The organism is Nostoc sp. FACHB-892, from assembly GCF_014698795.1.
In the GTDB taxonomy this organism is placed as follows: Bacteria; Cyanobacteriota; Cyanobacteriia; order Cyanobacteriales; family Nostocaceae; genus Nostoc.
In genome coordinates, this window is record NZ_JACJTR010000014.1 from 100,717 (window position 1) to 116,359 (window position 15,643).

Annotated in this window: 13 protein-coding genes and 1 pseudogene; 6 read left to right on the plus strand and 8 right to left on the minus strand. The window is 40.4% G+C overall.

Going from position 1 to position 15,643, the window contains the following annotated elements; genetic code table 11:
- Window positions 1–95 precede the first annotated feature (95 nt).
- Window positions 96–743 carry an HAD family hydrolase gene (locus H6G96_RS19485; RefSeq protein WP_190912978.1) on the plus strand — a complete coding sequence of 216 codons (648 nt, stop codon included), beginning with the start codon at window positions 96–98 and terminating at the stop codon, window positions 741–743.
- Window positions 744–904: 161 nt separating this feature from the next.
- Here the strand turns inward: H6G96_RS19485 and H6G96_RS19490 are convergent, their stop codons facing one another.
- Window positions 905–1,135: a DUF5615 family PIN-like protein gene (locus tag H6G96_RS19490; RefSeq protein ID WP_190913041.1), complete on the minus strand. Its 231-nt coding sequence runs from the start codon at window positions 1,133–1,135 to the stop codon at window positions 905–907.
- On the minus strand, window positions 1,132–1,464 hold the full coding sequence (locus H6G96_RS19495) for a DUF433 domain-containing protein (RefSeq protein ID WP_190912979.1): 333 nt from the start codon (window positions 1,462–1,464) through the stop codon (window positions 1,132–1,134). The genes H6G96_RS19490 and H6G96_RS19495 overlap by 4 nt, the downstream gene beginning before the upstream one ends.
- A 479-nt stretch (window positions 1,465–1,943) precedes the next feature.
- Between H6G96_RS19495 and H6G96_RS19500 the strand changes: the two genes are divergently transcribed.
- On the plus strand, window positions 1,944–2,804 hold the full coding sequence (locus tag H6G96_RS19500) for a Tab2/Atab2 family RNA-binding protein (RefSeq protein ID WP_190912980.1): 861 nt from the start codon (window positions 1,944–1,946) through the stop codon (window positions 2,802–2,804).
- Between the two features lie 124 nt (window positions 2,805–2,928).
- Here the strand turns inward: H6G96_RS19500 and H6G96_RS19505 are convergent, their stop codons facing one another.
- The gene (locus tag H6G96_RS19505) at window positions 2,929–3,084 is read right to left on the minus strand and encodes a hypothetical protein (RefSeq protein WP_190912981.1); all 156 of its coding nucleotides are present in this window, start codon (window positions 3,082–3,084) and stop codon (window positions 2,929–2,931) included.
- Here H6G96_RS19505 and H6G96_RS19510 point away from each other — a divergent pair.
- A complete protein-coding gene (locus H6G96_RS19510) occupies window positions 3,083–4,396 on the plus strand; it encodes a TldD/PmbA family protein (RefSeq protein WP_190912982.1) in 1,314 nt (437 codons plus the stop codon). The genes H6G96_RS19505 and H6G96_RS19510 overlap by 2 nt on opposite strands.
- A 183-nt stretch (window positions 4,397–4,579) precedes the next feature.
- A complete protein-coding gene (locus tag H6G96_RS19515) occupies window positions 4,580–7,204 on the plus strand; it encodes a chloride channel protein (protein ID WP_190912983.1) in 2,625 nt (874 codons plus the stop codon).
- Here H6G96_RS19515 and H6G96_RS19520 read toward each other — a convergent pair.
- The 5 genes from H6G96_RS19520 to H6G96_RS19540 all read right to left on the minus strand — a co-directional run bounded on the left by H6G96_RS19520 (window position 7,201) and on the right by H6G96_RS19540 (window position 13,278).
- The gene (locus tag H6G96_RS19520) at window positions 7,201–7,392 is read right to left on the minus strand and encodes a hypothetical protein (RefSeq protein WP_190912984.1); all 192 of its coding nucleotides are present in this window, start codon (window positions 7,390–7,392) and stop codon (window positions 7,201–7,203) included. The genes H6G96_RS19515 and H6G96_RS19520 overlap by 4 nt on opposite strands.
- Window positions 7,393–7,432: 40 nt before the next feature.
- On the minus strand, window positions 7,433–8,602 hold the full coding sequence (locus tag H6G96_RS19525; RefSeq protein ID WP_190912985.1) for a glycosyltransferase family 4 protein: 1,170 nt from the start codon (window positions 8,600–8,602) through the stop codon (window positions 7,433–7,435).
- 19 nt (window positions 8,603–8,621) lie between these two features.
- On the minus strand, window positions 8,622–9,833 hold the full coding sequence (locus H6G96_RS19530) for an O-antigen ligase family protein (protein WP_190912986.1): 1,212 nt from the start codon (window positions 9,831–9,833) through the stop codon (window positions 8,622–8,624).
- A gap of 814 nt (window positions 9,834–10,647) precedes the next feature.
- Window positions 10,648–10,947 carry a WGxxGxxG family protein gene (locus tag H6G96_RS19535; RefSeq protein WP_190912987.1) on the minus strand — a complete coding sequence of 100 codons (300 nt, stop codon included), beginning with the start codon at window positions 10,945–10,947 and terminating at the stop codon, window positions 10,648–10,650.
- 264 nt (window positions 10,948–11,211) lie between these two features.
- Window positions 11,212–13,278 carry a serine/threonine-protein kinase gene (locus H6G96_RS19540; protein ID WP_190912988.1) on the minus strand — a complete coding sequence of 689 codons (2,067 nt, stop codon included), beginning with the start codon at window positions 13,276–13,278 and terminating at the stop codon, window positions 11,212–11,214.
- A gap of 607 nt (window positions 13,279–13,885) precedes the next feature.
- Here H6G96_RS19540 and H6G96_RS19545 point away from each other — a divergent pair.
- Both H6G96_RS19545 and H6G96_RS19550 read left to right on the plus strand, forming a co-directional pair.
- Window positions 13,886–15,076 (plus strand): pre-peptidase C-terminal domain-containing protein, encoded by a 1,191-nt coding sequence (locus H6G96_RS19545; protein WP_190912989.1) that lies wholly within the window; start codon window positions 13,886–13,888, stop codon window positions 15,074–15,076.
- Between the two features lie 364 nt (window positions 15,077–15,440).
- Window positions 15,441–15,605, plus strand: a pseudogene (locus H6G96_RS19550) (competence protein ComFB); the annotation flags it as partial.
- Window positions 15,606–15,643: the final 38 nt, after the last annotated feature.

Sequence of the window (15,643 nt, forward strand, 5' to 3'; positions counted from 1 at the left end):
TTTCCGCCAACCTACTTAGGAGATGCTAGACTCTACCCACAGAAGCTCTAAACAAGCCAAAATCTAACATTCAACATTCAAATTTTTAAACTTTGATGGAACAACCGAAAGTTATTTTTTTAGATGCTGTGGGTACACTCTTCAATGTCAAAGGTAGTGTGGGTAAAGTTTATAGTCAGATAGCCCAAGAATTTGACGTTAAAGTTCCAGCTGAAACATTGGATACAGCCTTCATCAAAAGCTTTAAAGCAGCGCCGCCGCCGATATTCCCAGATGCAGAACTGCAAGATATTCCCCAGCGCGAGTTTGATTGGTGGCGGATAATTGCTCTTAACACTTTTGAAAATGCGGGTGTTCTCAAGGAATTTTCTGACTTTTCGGCTTTTTTTAGCGAACTTTACATCCATTTTGGCACTGCCGAACCGTGGTTTGTTTATCCTGATGTCTTACCAGCTTTAATCAACTGGCGGCGGTTGGGAGTTACCTTAGGGGTGCTGTCCAATTTTGATTCTCGGATTTACTCAGTATTGCAAAGTTTGGGATTGAGAGACTTTTTTTCCTCTGTCACCATTGCTACCCAGGTACGTGCAGCTAAACCCGATCCTCAAATTTTTGCCATTGCTTTAGATAAACATAAATGTTCTCCAGAAGCAGCATGGCATATTGGCGATAGCATTGTGGAAGACTACCATGCAGCTAAAGCAGCCGGACTCAGAGGCGTTTGGATCAACCGTGGAAAATGAGGGGATACTTTCAATTCAGCAACGCCAAATTCTTAAAGTGGAATCCAATCCAATCTATCAATCCACTCTTCTACCTCAGTCGCTTCCCAAATCAAATAAATTGTTTCTGTCCAAATACTGAGGTTCCTACTGGAACGCAACCAAATTAGTCCCCAAATATGTCATCCATCTCCCCAGTGTTCTTGTAGATGTTCGGGCATACTTTTGTGATTGTCTGTAACCAATATTCGTTGGGATAATTCCAGGTAGCGCAGGATATCTGGGTCAAGCGTACCTAATGGCGGTGCTTCGGCATCGCCTACCCTCAGAATATCTATTGCTGGATTGAGGCGCAAAACAGATGTCTTCAGCTTGGGCGACAAATTTTCATCAAGGAGAAAACGTACCTTCACCAAGAGTTTAGCAGCTCCTGCTCACTTTGCACCTTTAATGCTCTTAAACGTTGCATCAAAGGTGAAGGATTAGCTAATGATTCTTGATAGCGCTGTTCTCGCCACTTTGCTAGCCGCAACATATAAGCATCTATTTCAACACGATTATGCAGGTAGTAGGTAAGCGTCGCATAAATTTTTTCCAAATTCAGGGAAGGTAATTCCTCTATAATTTGCTCTGGTGAATATCCTTGCAAGTAATATTGAATCACATTATCAATACCAATGCGATGCCCTTTGATACGGATGTCATCTGGGTCTATAAACTCAAAATAATCTTCTAGTTGCATTCATCTAACTCTCTAGGGTCTTTTAGGATCAATTCGTAATTCGTAATTGAATTCTATAATTACGAATTACGTTAGCTTCATGATCAATTACGAATTATTTTGACATATTTTGTATTTATCAGGACTTACGCACTCAGATCCCCCAACCCCCTTAAAAAGGGGGCTTTAGAAGTTCCCCCCTTTTTAAGGGGGGCTAGGGAGGATCTAGGTTTCAGGCTTCAGTGCGTAAGTCCTATTTATGGAGACAATAAACCCCTTTAAGAGCGATCGCCAAACCTATTACTCCAAAAACTTCCTATGTTCTGCTCAAACCATGAGAAATAAGGGGAAGAGTTAGAACTTGAAACATTAAGTTCAGAAACTCATTAATCCACCTTGTCCCAACTCCCGACTCCCCACTCCCTTATTCCCCTACTGCCCGAACACTCGTATGATCAAAATATCAGGAAAACATAACAGCCAGATTTTTACCGCAAAACATGGGCAGTATTTGGGAAATCGATTTTTACTCCCGTCCGATTTTGGACGATAATCAGAAAAAAGTTTGGGAAGTCTTAGTCTGCGAAAGCCCCTTAGATATAAGCACAAAAGTAGATTCTTTGTTTCGCTATGCTCAATATTGTCCTAGTACCCAGGTAAATTCGGTTTGGTTACGGACAGCGTTGCAGGAGGCTATTAACCAAGCTGGAAAAGCACCAATTAAAATCCGCTTTTTCCGCCGCCAAATGAACAATATGATTACTAAAGCTTGCCAAGACTTGGGAATTCCCGCCCAGCCTAGCCGCCGCACTTTGCTTCTCAACCAATGGTTAGAACAGCGCATGGAGGAAGTGTATCCTCAAGAAGCAGGGTATCAAGGGGGGACTAATCCTTCAGTCCGCTTAGAGAAACCTTTGCCGCAACGTTTACCAGATGCTTTGGAAGGACAACAGTGGGTATTTGTTACCTTAGATGCTGCGGATTTTGCTGAGATGCCAGAGTGGGAAATTGGCTTTGGTGAAGCTTTCCCCATAGAGTTGGCGAAAGTTTCATCTGAAGCCCGTATTCCTGGGATTTTGATTTTCTCACCGAGAGCGTTACCCTTAGCAGCCTGGATGTCTGGTTTGGAGTTGGCTTTTTTAAGATTTGACACCAGTGAAGAGGCAAGATTGCTTTTAGAAACTGGTGTAACTGAAAGTTGGATTGTGGCAAATATCAAAAAACCTCAAGTCTTAGCAGAAGCCAAGGGTTTTGAAGAAGCCAAGCAAAAAGCTAACGGGGTGCATTTTATCGGTGTACAGTCTGATCCCGAAGCACAATCTTTTGCTGGTTTTTGGCTGTTGCAAGAGGTTAATCTTTGAAAATGGGGAGTGGGGAGTGGGGGACAGGGGGACAAGGAGAATAACCATGCCCAATGACTAATGACTAGATCCGTTGAGACATGACAATGATTTGGGATAATTAACTGCGTCCATCAGTGTTGATTTACGTTTCAAATGGTAACTGTAAGGAAACGCTGATGATTTTTGGATGGTTATCTGCGTTCATCAGCAGAAAGTCTGGTCGTTGGCTTTTAGCGATCGCACTTTCTTCAATGTGCGTTGATATGCGGTTCAAAATCCACAATTCACTAAGGATCATGGGTTCTGAAAATTTGTCACAAGATACACTAGCCGAACAGTTGCTGGAACTAGCTATAAAATCTGGAGCAGAAGCTGCTGAGGTGTATCAGTCGCGATCGCTTTCTCGTCCAGTGTTTTTTGAGGCAAACCGACTCAAACAGCTAGAAACTAACCAATCTGAAGGTACAGCACTACGGCTTTGGCGAAACGGGCGTCCGGGACTCACGGTGGCTTACGGTTCTGTCCTAGCCGAAGTGATGGTGGAAAAAGCTCTAGCACTAAGTCAACTAAATCAACCAGAAGCAGTAGAATTAGGCTCTAACTTTCAGCCCTCCTACCCAGATTTAGGGGAAAGTGTGCCGATAGAGATTTTGGTAGACTGGGGCAAAGAAGCGATCGCACTCATCCGTGATGCCTATCCCGATGTTGTTTGCAATGGTGACTGGGAATGTGATATTGAAACTACCAGAATAGTCAATACTAAAGGTTTAGATTCTTACTACACCGATACTACTCTCAACTGCTATATATCAGCAGAATGGGTGCGCGGTGATGATTTCTTAAGTGTTTCCGATGGTCAAACCAAGCGGGGCGAACTCCACCCTGAAATATTAGCTAACCAAATTTTACAACGGTTAATTTGGGCTAAAGAAAATGTCTCATCTCCTAATGGTCGCGTCCCGGTTTTGTTCACTTCTAAAGCAGCTGATATGCTTTGGGGCACTGTGCAAGAAGCTTTGAATGGCAAGCGAGTCTTAGAAGTAGCTTCCCCTTGGGGAGAACGCTTGGGTAACCCAGTAATAGCGCCCAGTCTCACCCTCTACCAAGACCCAGAAGCCGGCCCTTACAGTTGTCCTTTTGATGACGAAGGCACTCCCACCAAATCTTTAGTATTTATCCAAAACGGGATTTTACAGCATTTTTATGGCGATCGTACCACCGGCCGCCAACTAGGTACTGGCACTACTGGAAATGGTTTCCGTCCTGGTTTAGGTAGCTATCCCACCCCTGGTTTATTTAATTTTCTGATCCAGCCAGGTTCAGGATCACTACCAGATTTAATTCAAGAACTGGGTAATGGCTTAATTGTGGATCAAATGCTGGGTGGCGGCGGCAGTATTTCAGGAGATTTTTCAATCAACGTTGATTTAGGCTATCGCGTCCAAAATGGCCACGTAATTGGGCGCGTTAAGGATACGATGGTTGCAGGTAATGTCTACACAGCTCTCAAGCAATTGGTTACACTAGGTAATGATGCTGATTGGAATGGTTCTTGTTATACTCCATCTCTGATAGTAGAAGGGCTATCTACCACGGGGAGAAGCAATTAAATAATTCGTAATGCTAGTACTCGCTTCTTGCGAGAAGCAAGCTACGTAATTCGTAATTGAGTACAGAAAATATGTAGTAGTATATTATATTACTTTTGACTGATTTTCAAGCATCCTCTGAGATTCCACCGAACAGCTTTTTGGTACAGACTTGTAATCCAAAATCGAAAATCCAAAATTGCTATGAATCAGCGCTTTCGCACTTGGTGGCAACCTAGAAGAGGTTTAGCGATCGCCGAAGCTTGTATCATCGGTTTGGTTGCTGCCCTATCTGCGGTGTTATTGAAAGTAGGATCGGGATGGCTGGGAACATGGCGAGTCCATACTACCCACCTTCTACCGGCATGGCTGACACTACCGGCAATTGGTCTTGTCCTAGGGTTCGTGGCTGGATGGTTGGTGGATAGATTAGCACCAGAGGCTTCTGGTAGCGGTATTCCCCAAGTCAAAGCCTCTCTGGCAAATGTGCCCATGAGATTATCTTGGCGCGTGGCAGGTATAAAGTTACTCAGTGCCATCATTTCTATAGGTTCGGGCATGACTCTAGGACGGCAAGGCCCTACCGTTCACGTAGGGGCAGGTTTGGCAGCAGGGATGAGTCGCTGGGTTCCCACTTCCCCAGATCATCGACGGCAAATGATTGCAGCAGGTGCGGGTGCGGGTTTGGCTGCTGCTTTCAATGCCCCGATCGCAGGTGTATTGTTTATCGTTGAAGAGTTACTTCAAGATTTATCAGGGCTAACTTTGGGAACTGCAATTATCGCCTCCTTTATTGGTGGGGTAATATCCCGGCTTTTAGGTGGTGGCAGTTTAGACCTGAACCTGCAATTGGTACAATCTTCTAGCCAATTCTCCATCCCAGAAATTCCCTTTTTCGTGCTTTTGGGTATTTTGGCAGGGTTATTGGGTGCATTGTTTAGTAGCGGCTTAATACTTAGTATTAAATTTTATCGAAAATTACATATTAGCTTACCATTGCAGGTAGCTTTGGCTGGATTTATCTCTGGTGTTGTCGTGGCAATGCTCCCAGCATCCTTCCGTGATAATACGGCGTTAAGAGAGTCTTTAATTACTGGAGGTTCCCATCCTACCGTAGCAGCGATCGCCTTTGCAGCCCAGTTCATCCTCACACTCATAGCATTTGGTTCAGGAGCGCCGGGGGGATTATTCGCTCCCAGCCTGATTTTGGGTTCTTGTTTAGGGCATATCATCGGTGTATCTGAGTTATATATCACGGGAGCAGGTTCTCCTACTACTTACGCGCTAGCGGGTATGGGGGGATTTTTTAGCGCCGTTTCTAAAGTGCCAATCACAGCAATTGTGATTGTGTTTGAAATGACTACAGATTTTAATCTGGTGCTACCTTTAATGATTGTTTCTGTAGCTGCTTACTTAGTTGCAGATAAGGTAGTACCTGGTTCGCTTTATGAAAAACTTTTGGAATTAAAAGGCATCACTCTCACCAAAGAAGCTCCTATGGAAGGAGCGTTAACTAAGTTAACCGCAAAAGATGTGATGCAAGAACGGGTAGAAACTCTGGATGCAGAGATGAGCTTGGAAGAAGCAATGCAGTCCTTTGCTCGTTCCCATCATCGCGGTTTTCCTGTGGTGGAAGATAGCAAGTTAGTAGGGATTGTGACGCAAACAGATTTGCTGAAAATACGCGAGAGTGCAAAGCACACGCTCCGCGATCGCAATTTAGCCGATATTTTCTTAAAAGAAATTATGACGGCTGCTCCGATGACAGTAACACCAATCCACACCCTGAGCAATGTGCTGTATTTACTCGATCGCTATCAAATCAGCCGCTTACCTGTGGTGGATGGACGGAGACTGATTGGGATTATTACTCGTGCAGATATTATTCGGGCGGAAGCAGATCATCTCAATGCTGATAACCGGACTCTTAAACTGCGGCCAGAACCTTCTTATATAGTTTACCAAACGCGATCGCCCAGCATCGGCAGTGGTAGATTATTAGTGCCAGTAGCTAATCCAGAAACAGCAGGTATTTTATTACAAATGGCAGCAGCTATTGCCCGCGATCGCCATTATGAAATAGATTGCGTGCAAGTGATGCTGATACCCCGCCACAGTTCCCCATCAGAAACACAGGTAAGGACGGCAAAAAGCCGCCGCCTGCTACGACAGGCGGAAGTCTTAGCAAAAAAGTGGAAAATTCCCTTGCACACGCAGATACGAGTTACCCACGATGTAGCCCAGGCAATTTTAGAGACAATCAACGAACAACACATCGACCTGATTTTAATGGGATGGAAAGGTAACACATCTACCCCTGGTCGGATTTTTGGCAACGTTGTAGACACCGTAATTCGCCAAGCCACTTGCGAAGTAGTATTAGTAAAATTAGGCAAAACTCCCCAATCCCCGCTCCCCAGTCCCCTATTCAACCGTTGGCTAGTCCCGATGGCTGGTGGCCCCAATTCTCCGTTGGCGATTAAATTGCTACCAGCTTTAATTACATTGGGGAATGATCCGCAAATTCGCCTGACACAGGTGTTTAAGCCATCCGAACTCAAGCCAGATATGTCAATTTCAGAACAAGCCATCCGCCATTTGATGCGGCGGCGCAAATTATCCAGTAGTGTTGTTGCTCTCCCAGTCCAAGCTAATTCAGTCGCGGAAGGTGTGATTAACTTAGTTAAAACCGAAGGTTACGATGTTGTAGTTTTAGGAGCATCGCGCGAAGGATTGTTGGAACAAGCAATTCAAGGTAATATTCCAGAAGCGATCGCCTCTGGTGTAGAAAGTACAGTAATTTTGGTTAGGGGTGCAATTAAGAATTAGTGATAAAATATACCAATAATCAGAGTAACAATTATTGGTATGAGGATTGGGATAGCAACTATAAGCCCCCACTTTCCAAACTTAATTTCCTCACCCTCAGATTTTAAAAACGCAATCCAACCAACAGCTCCCATTAAAATCCAAATACATCCAAACCCAAGAAATATAACAAATACTGAATCTTCCATTTTCCACCAATTAAATTATACAAAAAATATTTCCCTTACTTTAATGTAACTGATGACCACCAACTAACTTTGCTAAACTTGTACGAAACTGACTAAAATCAAAAGCTTCAATAGTTTTTTGTTGCAAATATTCTGGTTGGTAAACTACTGGGTTAGAGCAATTACCTTGCAGGATTTGAACTAGATTATCGGCAATTTCTTCAATGTTATCAGGGTCAACTAAACATCCCAATTTTCCCTCAGCTAAAGGATCTATAGAACCATCTTGATTACCAGCCAGTACAGGTTTACCACAAGCTAAAGCTTCTAGATAAACAATACCAAATCCTTCTCCTTTACTAGGCAAAGCAAAAACATCGCAGAGATTGTAATAATCGCACAACTCTTCATCTGGTACAAATCCTGCAATAGTGACACAATCTTGCAGACCCAAGTTGGTAATTAAAGCTTTAATTCGAGGTATATCATCCCCTTTTCCTGCAAGAATGAAGTGAACATTAGGGACATATAATCGCACTTTAAGTAAAGCGTGAAGGATTTGGTCATAACCCTTGTATTTTGCCATCCTTCCCATCCGCGTTACTGTTAAAATTACAGGCTGTTTATCTGTTAAGTTATATCGTTTTAGTAAGTAAGCAGGTTTAGGATTTATTCTAAATTGATTGGCATCAAACGTATTAGGTAAAAGAACTATTTTTTCTGAGTCAATATTTTTATATTGCAGCAAGCGCTGGCGAGTGTAATTACTAACACTAATAATTCTATCTGCTTTTTGTAATGCTAATTTTGTAGCATTATTTTCAATATCCCAAACTTCTAAACCATGAGCAACTACCCAGTAAGGAGTCCCAGTGATAAGTTTTAGAACATAACAAGCAGTAGCATAGTTAACATGAGTTGATATAACTATAGTGGGGCGTTGAAATATAGCCAAAACAATAATTTTGGTAGCAAATAAAATGGTTTGCAATAATCTTGGTAAATCTCCAAAATAATGAAATATTGTTGAAGTTAAAAATTGCAAGTTTTGTTGCTGTTTTAAATTGCGCTTATCATACTTAAGAAACACATCATAAAGCGCTTCAGGATATACATCTTGTAAAGCTTGGAGAAGAAATGTTGAGTAAACTTGAATACCTCCCTTAAAATCAAATATATTCGGAAATATTAGGTAGAAATGACGTTTACTTCTTGCAGTTTTTTTAAACATTGTAAATAATTTAAGTTTTTCATTGCATGATTAAATCTTTTCGAGAATTGATAGCAGCTGCCAGAAAATAAAACTCAATAGTTGTAAAAGTATAGTCTTCAACAAAAACATCTGGCATTTGAGACGCTAAGAACATAGCAATTGGAATGAGAACTACGGGATTAGCATATTTAACTTTAGATGCTATTCTCACTAAAAAATTTGTAAATAGTAATAATCCAATAATTCCTTGTTCTACTAAAACATTTAAAAATATATTATGTGCATGATAACCTTTCAGTTTAAAAACTTGTAGTCCTATATGTTCTGCAAAAGCTCCTATACCTATACCTGTGATTGGTCTTTTAATAATTTCAATAATAGCTGCTTGCCAAAGCGAAAACCTTGACAAGGCTGTACCCAAAGGACTAGGAAGCCTTATTTCGCTGGGATTGGTGGAAAATAAATTAATTAAGGGAAATATTTTACTATTTACTAAACCAATCCTATATGTAGATACTGGTATCGATATAATGCATAAAAACCATAAGCTCAAGAGAAAAATCATTTTTCTAATACTAATGATTTTATATATTAATAAAAGAACCATCCCCAAAATAAAAATTAACCAACCATTTCTACTGCCAGACAAAGCTAAGGGAATGAGAAAAATAAATTCACTAATATATAATTCAAATTTAGATATCTTTTTCTGCTTTTCTAAAATCAAGCTTAAACACAATCCAATGGAAACTATTACCCCAAACTGATTAGGATTTTGCATGATTGAACCAATCTGAGGATAATAGCTGGGAAATTTTAATAATTTAAAAATCCAATATTTAGGGAAGAACGTTTCTAAAAAAGCCAAAGCTGCAATTATTTGCAATAAATACAATATGCAACGATAGTAAAATGTTAAAGATGAGGTTTTGAGAGTTCTAAAAGTTATAACTAAAAACGCGAAAAAGACTATAAAATAAGTTGAATATTTAATACTATAAGTAATAGCTGTATTTGGAAAGGGGCTAATCAATGAAGACATCCACATCCAAAAAAACAGTAAACTCATAGATATCAGAATAGTTTTATGCTTTTTTAAAATTTCTGGTATTAATTTTAGAGAGGAACTAATTACACAAAAGCTAAGTGCAGGCAGTAATAAATAATGAATACCAATATTTAGTCCAGGAAATTTAATCCGCCCTAAAAGCGAAGAAAATAGTATGAGCAGGAAAAATACATTAATCATAATCTTGTAGTTGTGGATACTTATTTGACAACAAAAAACTTAGATTAAACCCGCACTTGAAGGTTTAAACAGAGATTTTGATATTTTTTCCACTTAAAATGCTGATCACGTAAGAAATATTATCATATTACAGTCGCGGACGATATCATCTCTTGAAGCTATGAGTGATCTTAGATTTAAGCCTAGCTCAATATTCTGAAGCGCAACACGAAAAGTGGGATGAAGTATGATATATATAGATGCACCTAAAATAAGTAAGTCAAAAAGTTTTCATAAGCCTTAAAGAATGTCTGAAAAGTTTTTGTATACACTGAACACTTAGAGTTCCCCCTAAATTCCCTTTTTAAAACAGGGTGATTTCATACAAACAGAGAGAAAACGCAACCCTTGAACTTTCGTTCTATTTTGACTACTTTGAAGTAGACACTAAACGGAATAACAGGAATCTAATATTTTTATTTCTCTGTATGAAAATATCCTGCTAAATTTACCTTTTTAAGGGAGACTTTGAAGCTCTTATTCCCTCTTTTTTAAGGAGGGTTACGGGGGATCAACAAATATTTGATACTTTCCAAACATCCTCTTACCAATCCTTTATAAAAAGGGGTTGGAAAAACTCACTCTTTTCAAGATGGGATGAAAGACGCTCCAACGCCGTTGACAGTTGACGGTTAACAGCCAAAGTCTTTCATGTTATCCCATCCCCTTTTAGCGGTGAGATGAGCTTAAATAAACACACAAACAAAGCCTGCATCAGCAGGCTTTACCCATAATTATCTTTAGGACTTACGCTAAATTAGAACGCAACTCATTATTAATAGTTAGAGCGGGAGCTAGAGGAGCCTACTGCATTAGGATCACGATAAGCTACATTATCATCGGCTTTGCGGCTCTTGCGACCAAATAAACCAAATAAACCGAGCAAGCCCAACAAACCCCAATCGCCATCACCATAATTTCTGTCAGTAGTAGTGCCGTCTGTAGTAGTATCTGTAACACTAGCATCAGGGGTCGTTGTGGTCTGAGCAGAAGCAGGTAGAACTGTAGGCAAGGTAGCCAAACTTAGAGCTAGAACAGTACTTCCTAGAATTTTAGAGACTTTAAAGCGTTTCACGATCACATTCCTCAATTGAATTGCTGCAAGTAATAGTTAAAGCTTATTAAGTTTTAGCAGCGTTAGCATCAATCTTTAGCTGCAAATATAAATCCGCTTAAAGTTGCACTTGTGATCGAGTAAATAAGCATTTTGGTATAGATTATTTACTGGGCATGGCAAATTATGCAATAGTGAAGTCAGCGATCGCATTAAAATAAACTCGATTCTAGAAGGTAAAATTTTTTTAAAATACGAAATTACCTCTTTAGGCATGACAGATTTTCATTGAATTGTTTGCCAGACCTTGAGAATGTTCTCACCACTCCCACCACCGGCAATAGTTTCTCCATCTGGGCTGATAGCAACAGCGTAAATATATCCAGAACCCGTCTTTAAAGCGCGGATTTCCTTTCCTGTTACTGGATTCCAAAGTTTAATTGTCTTGTCACTACTGCCACTGACAAGGGTGAGGCCATTTGAAGTTGCATTTCGCAAAAAAGCAACGGAATTAACCTTATCATTATGTCCCTTTAAGGTGTGTATTAAGTTTCCTGTAACTGGATTCCACAGTTTAATTGTCTTGTCACCACTGCCACTGGCAAGGGTAAGTCCATCGGGAGCAAAAGCGACTGAAAGAATTGACCCAGCATTTTCTTCTAAGGTGCGGATTAACTTTCCTGTCTCCACATTCCACAATTTAATTGTCTTGTCCCAGCTACCACTAGCAAGAGTTTTGCCATCAGGACTCAAAGCTACAGATTGAACACCACTGGTATGTCCCTCTAAGGTGTGGATTAACTTTCCTGTCTCCAGATTCCACAGTTTGATTTTCATATCCTTACTAGCACTACCACTAGCAAGGATTTTGCCATCAGGGCTGAAAGCTACGGAAGTAACTCCGTCACTATGTCCCTTTAAAGTACGGACTAACTTTCCTGTCTCCACATTCCACATTTTGATTGTTTTGTCCGCACTACCGCTGACAAGGGTTTTGCTATCAGGAGTAAAGCCTACAGTCCAAATCCAATCGGAATGTCCTTCTAAAGTGCGAATTTCTTCTCTACTGGCTAGATTCCATAGCTTGATTGTCTTATCATCACTGGCACTACCAAGGGTTGTGCCATCAGGGCTGAAAGCTACAGAATTCACATCGCTGGAATGCCCGTTGAGGGGTTCGGGCTGAAAAGGATTTTCCGAAACGCTTTTTTTGGGCTGAATCGTCGGTTTGGAAGAAATAGTTGGAGAATATTCGCTCATTGTATGGGTGCGAGTCTGGAAATACCAAACTCCCGCTAATCCCAATACCAAAATACTAGAACCTAAGAGTAGTTGACTTTTTAGCTTGTTATTTGGTTTTAGTGAAACTAGATCCGTGTTTGCTGAAGTAGTTGTAAATGTTGGGGTAAGTATAGTTGGCGGCACTGATGACAATGGTGATAGCCGAGGTGTCAAATCAGTGATGACTTCATCAGCCGATTGGTAACGCTTTTGGATATCTAATTGCAACAGCTTATCCAAAACTTGACCCAACTCTATAGATACAGAAACCCCATTTTTACCCGGACTGATCAAATATTGTCGCCAAGATGCAACCCAACTATAGCCCTGCTGAATCCACAGTTGAGATGGGCGAATCCCAGTCAGTAAATGAAAACAAGTCGCCCCCAAACTGAATAAATCACTAGCTGGGTAAGCTTTTCCATCTTGCATCTGTTCAAGTGGAGTGTAACCATGTGAGCCAATAACAGTGCCCATTTTAGTTTGCACTGTTGCCGTCAAATGTTTCGAAGCTCCAAAATCAATTAGCACTAATCGCCCATCACTTTGACGGCGAATAATATTTTGTGGTTTGATATCCCGATGAATCACTCCCCGTACATGGATAAACCTCAGCACGGGCAGTAAATCTAGCAATAATTCGCGAATTTCTGTTTCGTTATAATTTCCCCGCGTCTCCCATTCCTTAAGCAAGTTATGCCCATCGATAAATTGTTGCACCAAAAACAGATAGCCCTTTTGTTCAAAATAAGCCAACAAAGTTGGAATTTGCGGATGTTCTCCGAGTTCTTGCAGCCGGCTCGCTTCTTGTTTAAATAGTTCAATGGCCTTCGTTAGTGGCCCAGTTCCCTGAAGTTTTGGTGCAAACTGCTTAACAACACAGGATTCATTCAGTTTGTGTACATCTTTGGCCAAATAGGTTCTACCAAATCCGCCCTCATCTGACAATACCTGAGTAGGACGATAGCGACCTCCCAGCAGGGGTATCAGTTCCGCTCTACAATTGTGGCAATAGTTGTTTGTATCAGGATTCAGGGGTTTTTGGCAATCGGGATTCACACAACAGAGCATACTGGGAACCCATTTCAAGGGGAGTATATATCATCTTAAGTCATGCTGTATAATCTCTGTTGTTAGTCAAGATCACTGAGATCCGATGCAAATTACCAATTTCCTTACCTCATAAGGTCTTGAAGAGTTTAACACTCTTTTATTACTTTCATTACAAAATATTTAAAACCTTGTTTATCCGTACTTGATTCTAAACAAGGATTTTTTGGCTTTGCCGATCAAGCAAGGCTTTTAACAAGATTCAAGGTTAGTTTTTTATTTTTATCTCTCCAGAGATATAGAAGAGTATTATTTGATTTTAAAAATGATACAAATACCCTGGTAGGGGCATATTTGATAAAAATAAATATTTCAACAAAAATCCGAAAAGTAGGAAGTTAAGCTTGTAGCTCAGTATATACTTACGAAATTGACATTTACTGTTTTAGTACAGCTTGGCAAAAATTCAGATCCCATGTCAAACAAGACTTTAGGAAAAATCCTCTTGTTAAAGGTAGGCAAACTTCCGCCACGTTGTATTAGTGGTTTAAAGTTGAATATAAATTTCCCGACTCAAAATTCGTCTATCTATTAAAAACAACATTATCAGCAAAATTAAGAGGTGATTATGCTAGTAGAAAACAACAACTATTGTCGAAAATTAAATTGCATTTTAATTTCTTGCTTGAGTAGTAGTTTGTTGATCACAAGTAATGTGCTGCCTATAAGTGCTTTGGGAAAACCTCAAAATTCCCAACACTTCATAATTGCTAAATCACCAGATGAGAGACAACCAGAAGCAGTAAGAAAAGCAATCGAGCAAATTCCTGTTTCTCAAGCATCAGTATCTCCAAGACGCAAACCATCTGTTAAGTCACCAATACAGACTTCGTCTAACACAGAAAATTCACAGCCAAGATCCAATAGTTCTAGTTCCAACTCAGGGAGAGTTCGCCAGCAAAGTTCTAACTCAGGGAGAGTTCGCCAGCAAAGTTCTAACTCAGGGAGAGTTCGCCAGCAAAGTTCTAACTCAGGGAGAGTTCGCCAGCAAAGTTCCAACTCAGGGAGAGTTCGCCAGCAAAGTTCCAACCGTCCACCAGTTTCTCAACCCGTGGCACCTACTTACAAGCCTATTAACTTTTCAGATGTCGCATTAGGGATTCTGAGTAAAAATGACTTTAAATCTCAAGGTAGATACTTTCATTTTTATGAGTTTGAGGGTAGAGAAAATCAATTAGTACAAATTAGACTGATTGGCAGTAATGATACACGCAGATCAAATAACTTGAGTTTAAATCCTTTGTTGTTTCTGCACGATCCTGATAATAATATCATCGTCAAAAAAGGCGTTTTGAACAAAAGCAGTGGTGGCGATGATGCATTCATTTTTGCGCGGCTACCTGTAAAAGGCACTTACAAGATTGCAGTTACTAGCCAAGATCCCGGAGAGATAGGTCGCTATAGCTTGGCTCTGAGAAATGACAGAGCTAGTTATACCTTAGATGAAGCAGGTCAACTAACTGCTAAAAGCTCAACCCTGAAACAAAATGGCGGCGTTTACAATATTTCCAATTTTCAAGGTAGAAAAAATCAGCTTGTAAGTATTCGGGTAGATAGTGTTGATGAAGAGTTTTCTCCTTACGTAGCCTTGCTAAATTCTCAAGGAAAGACGATCGCTATAGATAAAGATAAGGACAAAGATGGTGTATACAGTGCTTTAATTGACCGAGCTAGGTTGCCCGAAGATGATACTTACTATATAGTTGTTACTTCCAACAATCCCCAAGAACGCGGTAAGTACAGATTGACTATCTTCTGATAATTCAAGTTACTTGAAACTACCGCTTTCTGTTGAATAAAAACGTATCCCTCTCCGACGGGTGAGAGGGACGAGGGCGAGCGTGTTATGGTAATAAGTAAAGACTAGCCTATTCTCAATAAAGTCTCTAAAATCTCACTAAGGCTTGTTTACTGCTTAAATGATCATGTGCATTAGCGTTCGCAGAGCATCTCGCATAGAAGGTATTACTCACAAGATTAAATAGCAACTTGGGTTAGTAGAGACGGAGTTATTGCTTTTGGCAAATAATTTGTATATTTTTTGCCAATCCAATAATTAGGCAAAATAAACTAGATTGATACTGTCCTTACCTTGCTTGGCTAGTCTAAAGATAATTAGCTTTATGAGTGTCGAAAAAATTGTAGAACAAGCTCTCCAGGATGGTTATCTAACATTAGCAATGGAAGCAGAAATCGGGTTAATATGTGATAATGCCTTGCAACTCTCTAACGAAGACTACATGGCGTTGGATCGGCTAATGCACGCACTGTTGACTGGTGAAGTCTTGCGTGAAGACAAAACTTCCTGAAGTTGACACCAATACAT

Excerpts from the sequence above, each read along its gene's own strand:
- H6G96_RS19485 (WP_190912978.1), top strand. The coding sequence starts at position 96 with ATGGAACAACCGAAAGTTATTTTTTTAGATGCTGTGGGTACACTCTTC.
- H6G96_RS19495 (WP_190912979.1), bottom strand. The coding sequence starts at position 1,464 with ATGCAACTAGAAGATTATTTTGAGTTTATAGACCCAGATGACATCCGT.
- H6G96_RS19500 (WP_190912980.1), top strand. The coding sequence starts at position 1,944 with ATGGGCAGTATTTGGGAAATCGATTTTTACTCCCGTCCGATTTTGGAC.
- H6G96_RS19510 (WP_190912982.1), top strand. The coding sequence starts at position 3,083 with ATGGGTTCTGAAAATTTGTCACAAGATACACTAGCCGAACAGTTGCTG.
- H6G96_RS19505 (WP_190912981.1), bottom strand. The coding sequence starts at position 3,084 with ATGATCCTTAGTGAATTGTGGATTTTGAACCGCATATCAACGCACATT.
- H6G96_RS19515 (WP_190912983.1), top strand. The coding sequence starts at position 4,580 with ATGAATCAGCGCTTTCGCACTTGGTGGCAACCTAGAAGAGGTTTAGCG.
- H6G96_RS19520 (WP_190912984.1), bottom strand. The coding sequence starts at position 7,392 with ATGGAAGATTCAGTATTTGTTATATTTCTTGGGTTTGGATGTATTTGG.
- H6G96_RS19525 (WP_190912985.1), bottom strand. The coding sequence starts at position 8,602 with ATGTTTAAAAAAACTGCAAGAAGTAAACGTCATTTCTACCTAATATTT.
- H6G96_RS19530 (WP_190912986.1), bottom strand. The coding sequence starts at position 9,833 with ATGATTAATGTATTTTTCCTGCTCATACTATTTTCTTCGCTTTTAGGG.
- H6G96_RS19540 (WP_190912988.1), bottom strand. The coding sequence starts at position 13,278 with ATGCTCTGTTGTGTGAATCCCGATTGCCAAAAACCCCTGAATCCTGAT.
- H6G96_RS19545 (WP_190912989.1), top strand. The coding sequence starts at position 13,886 with ATGCTAGTAGAAAACAACAACTATTGTCGAAAATTAAATTGCATTTTA.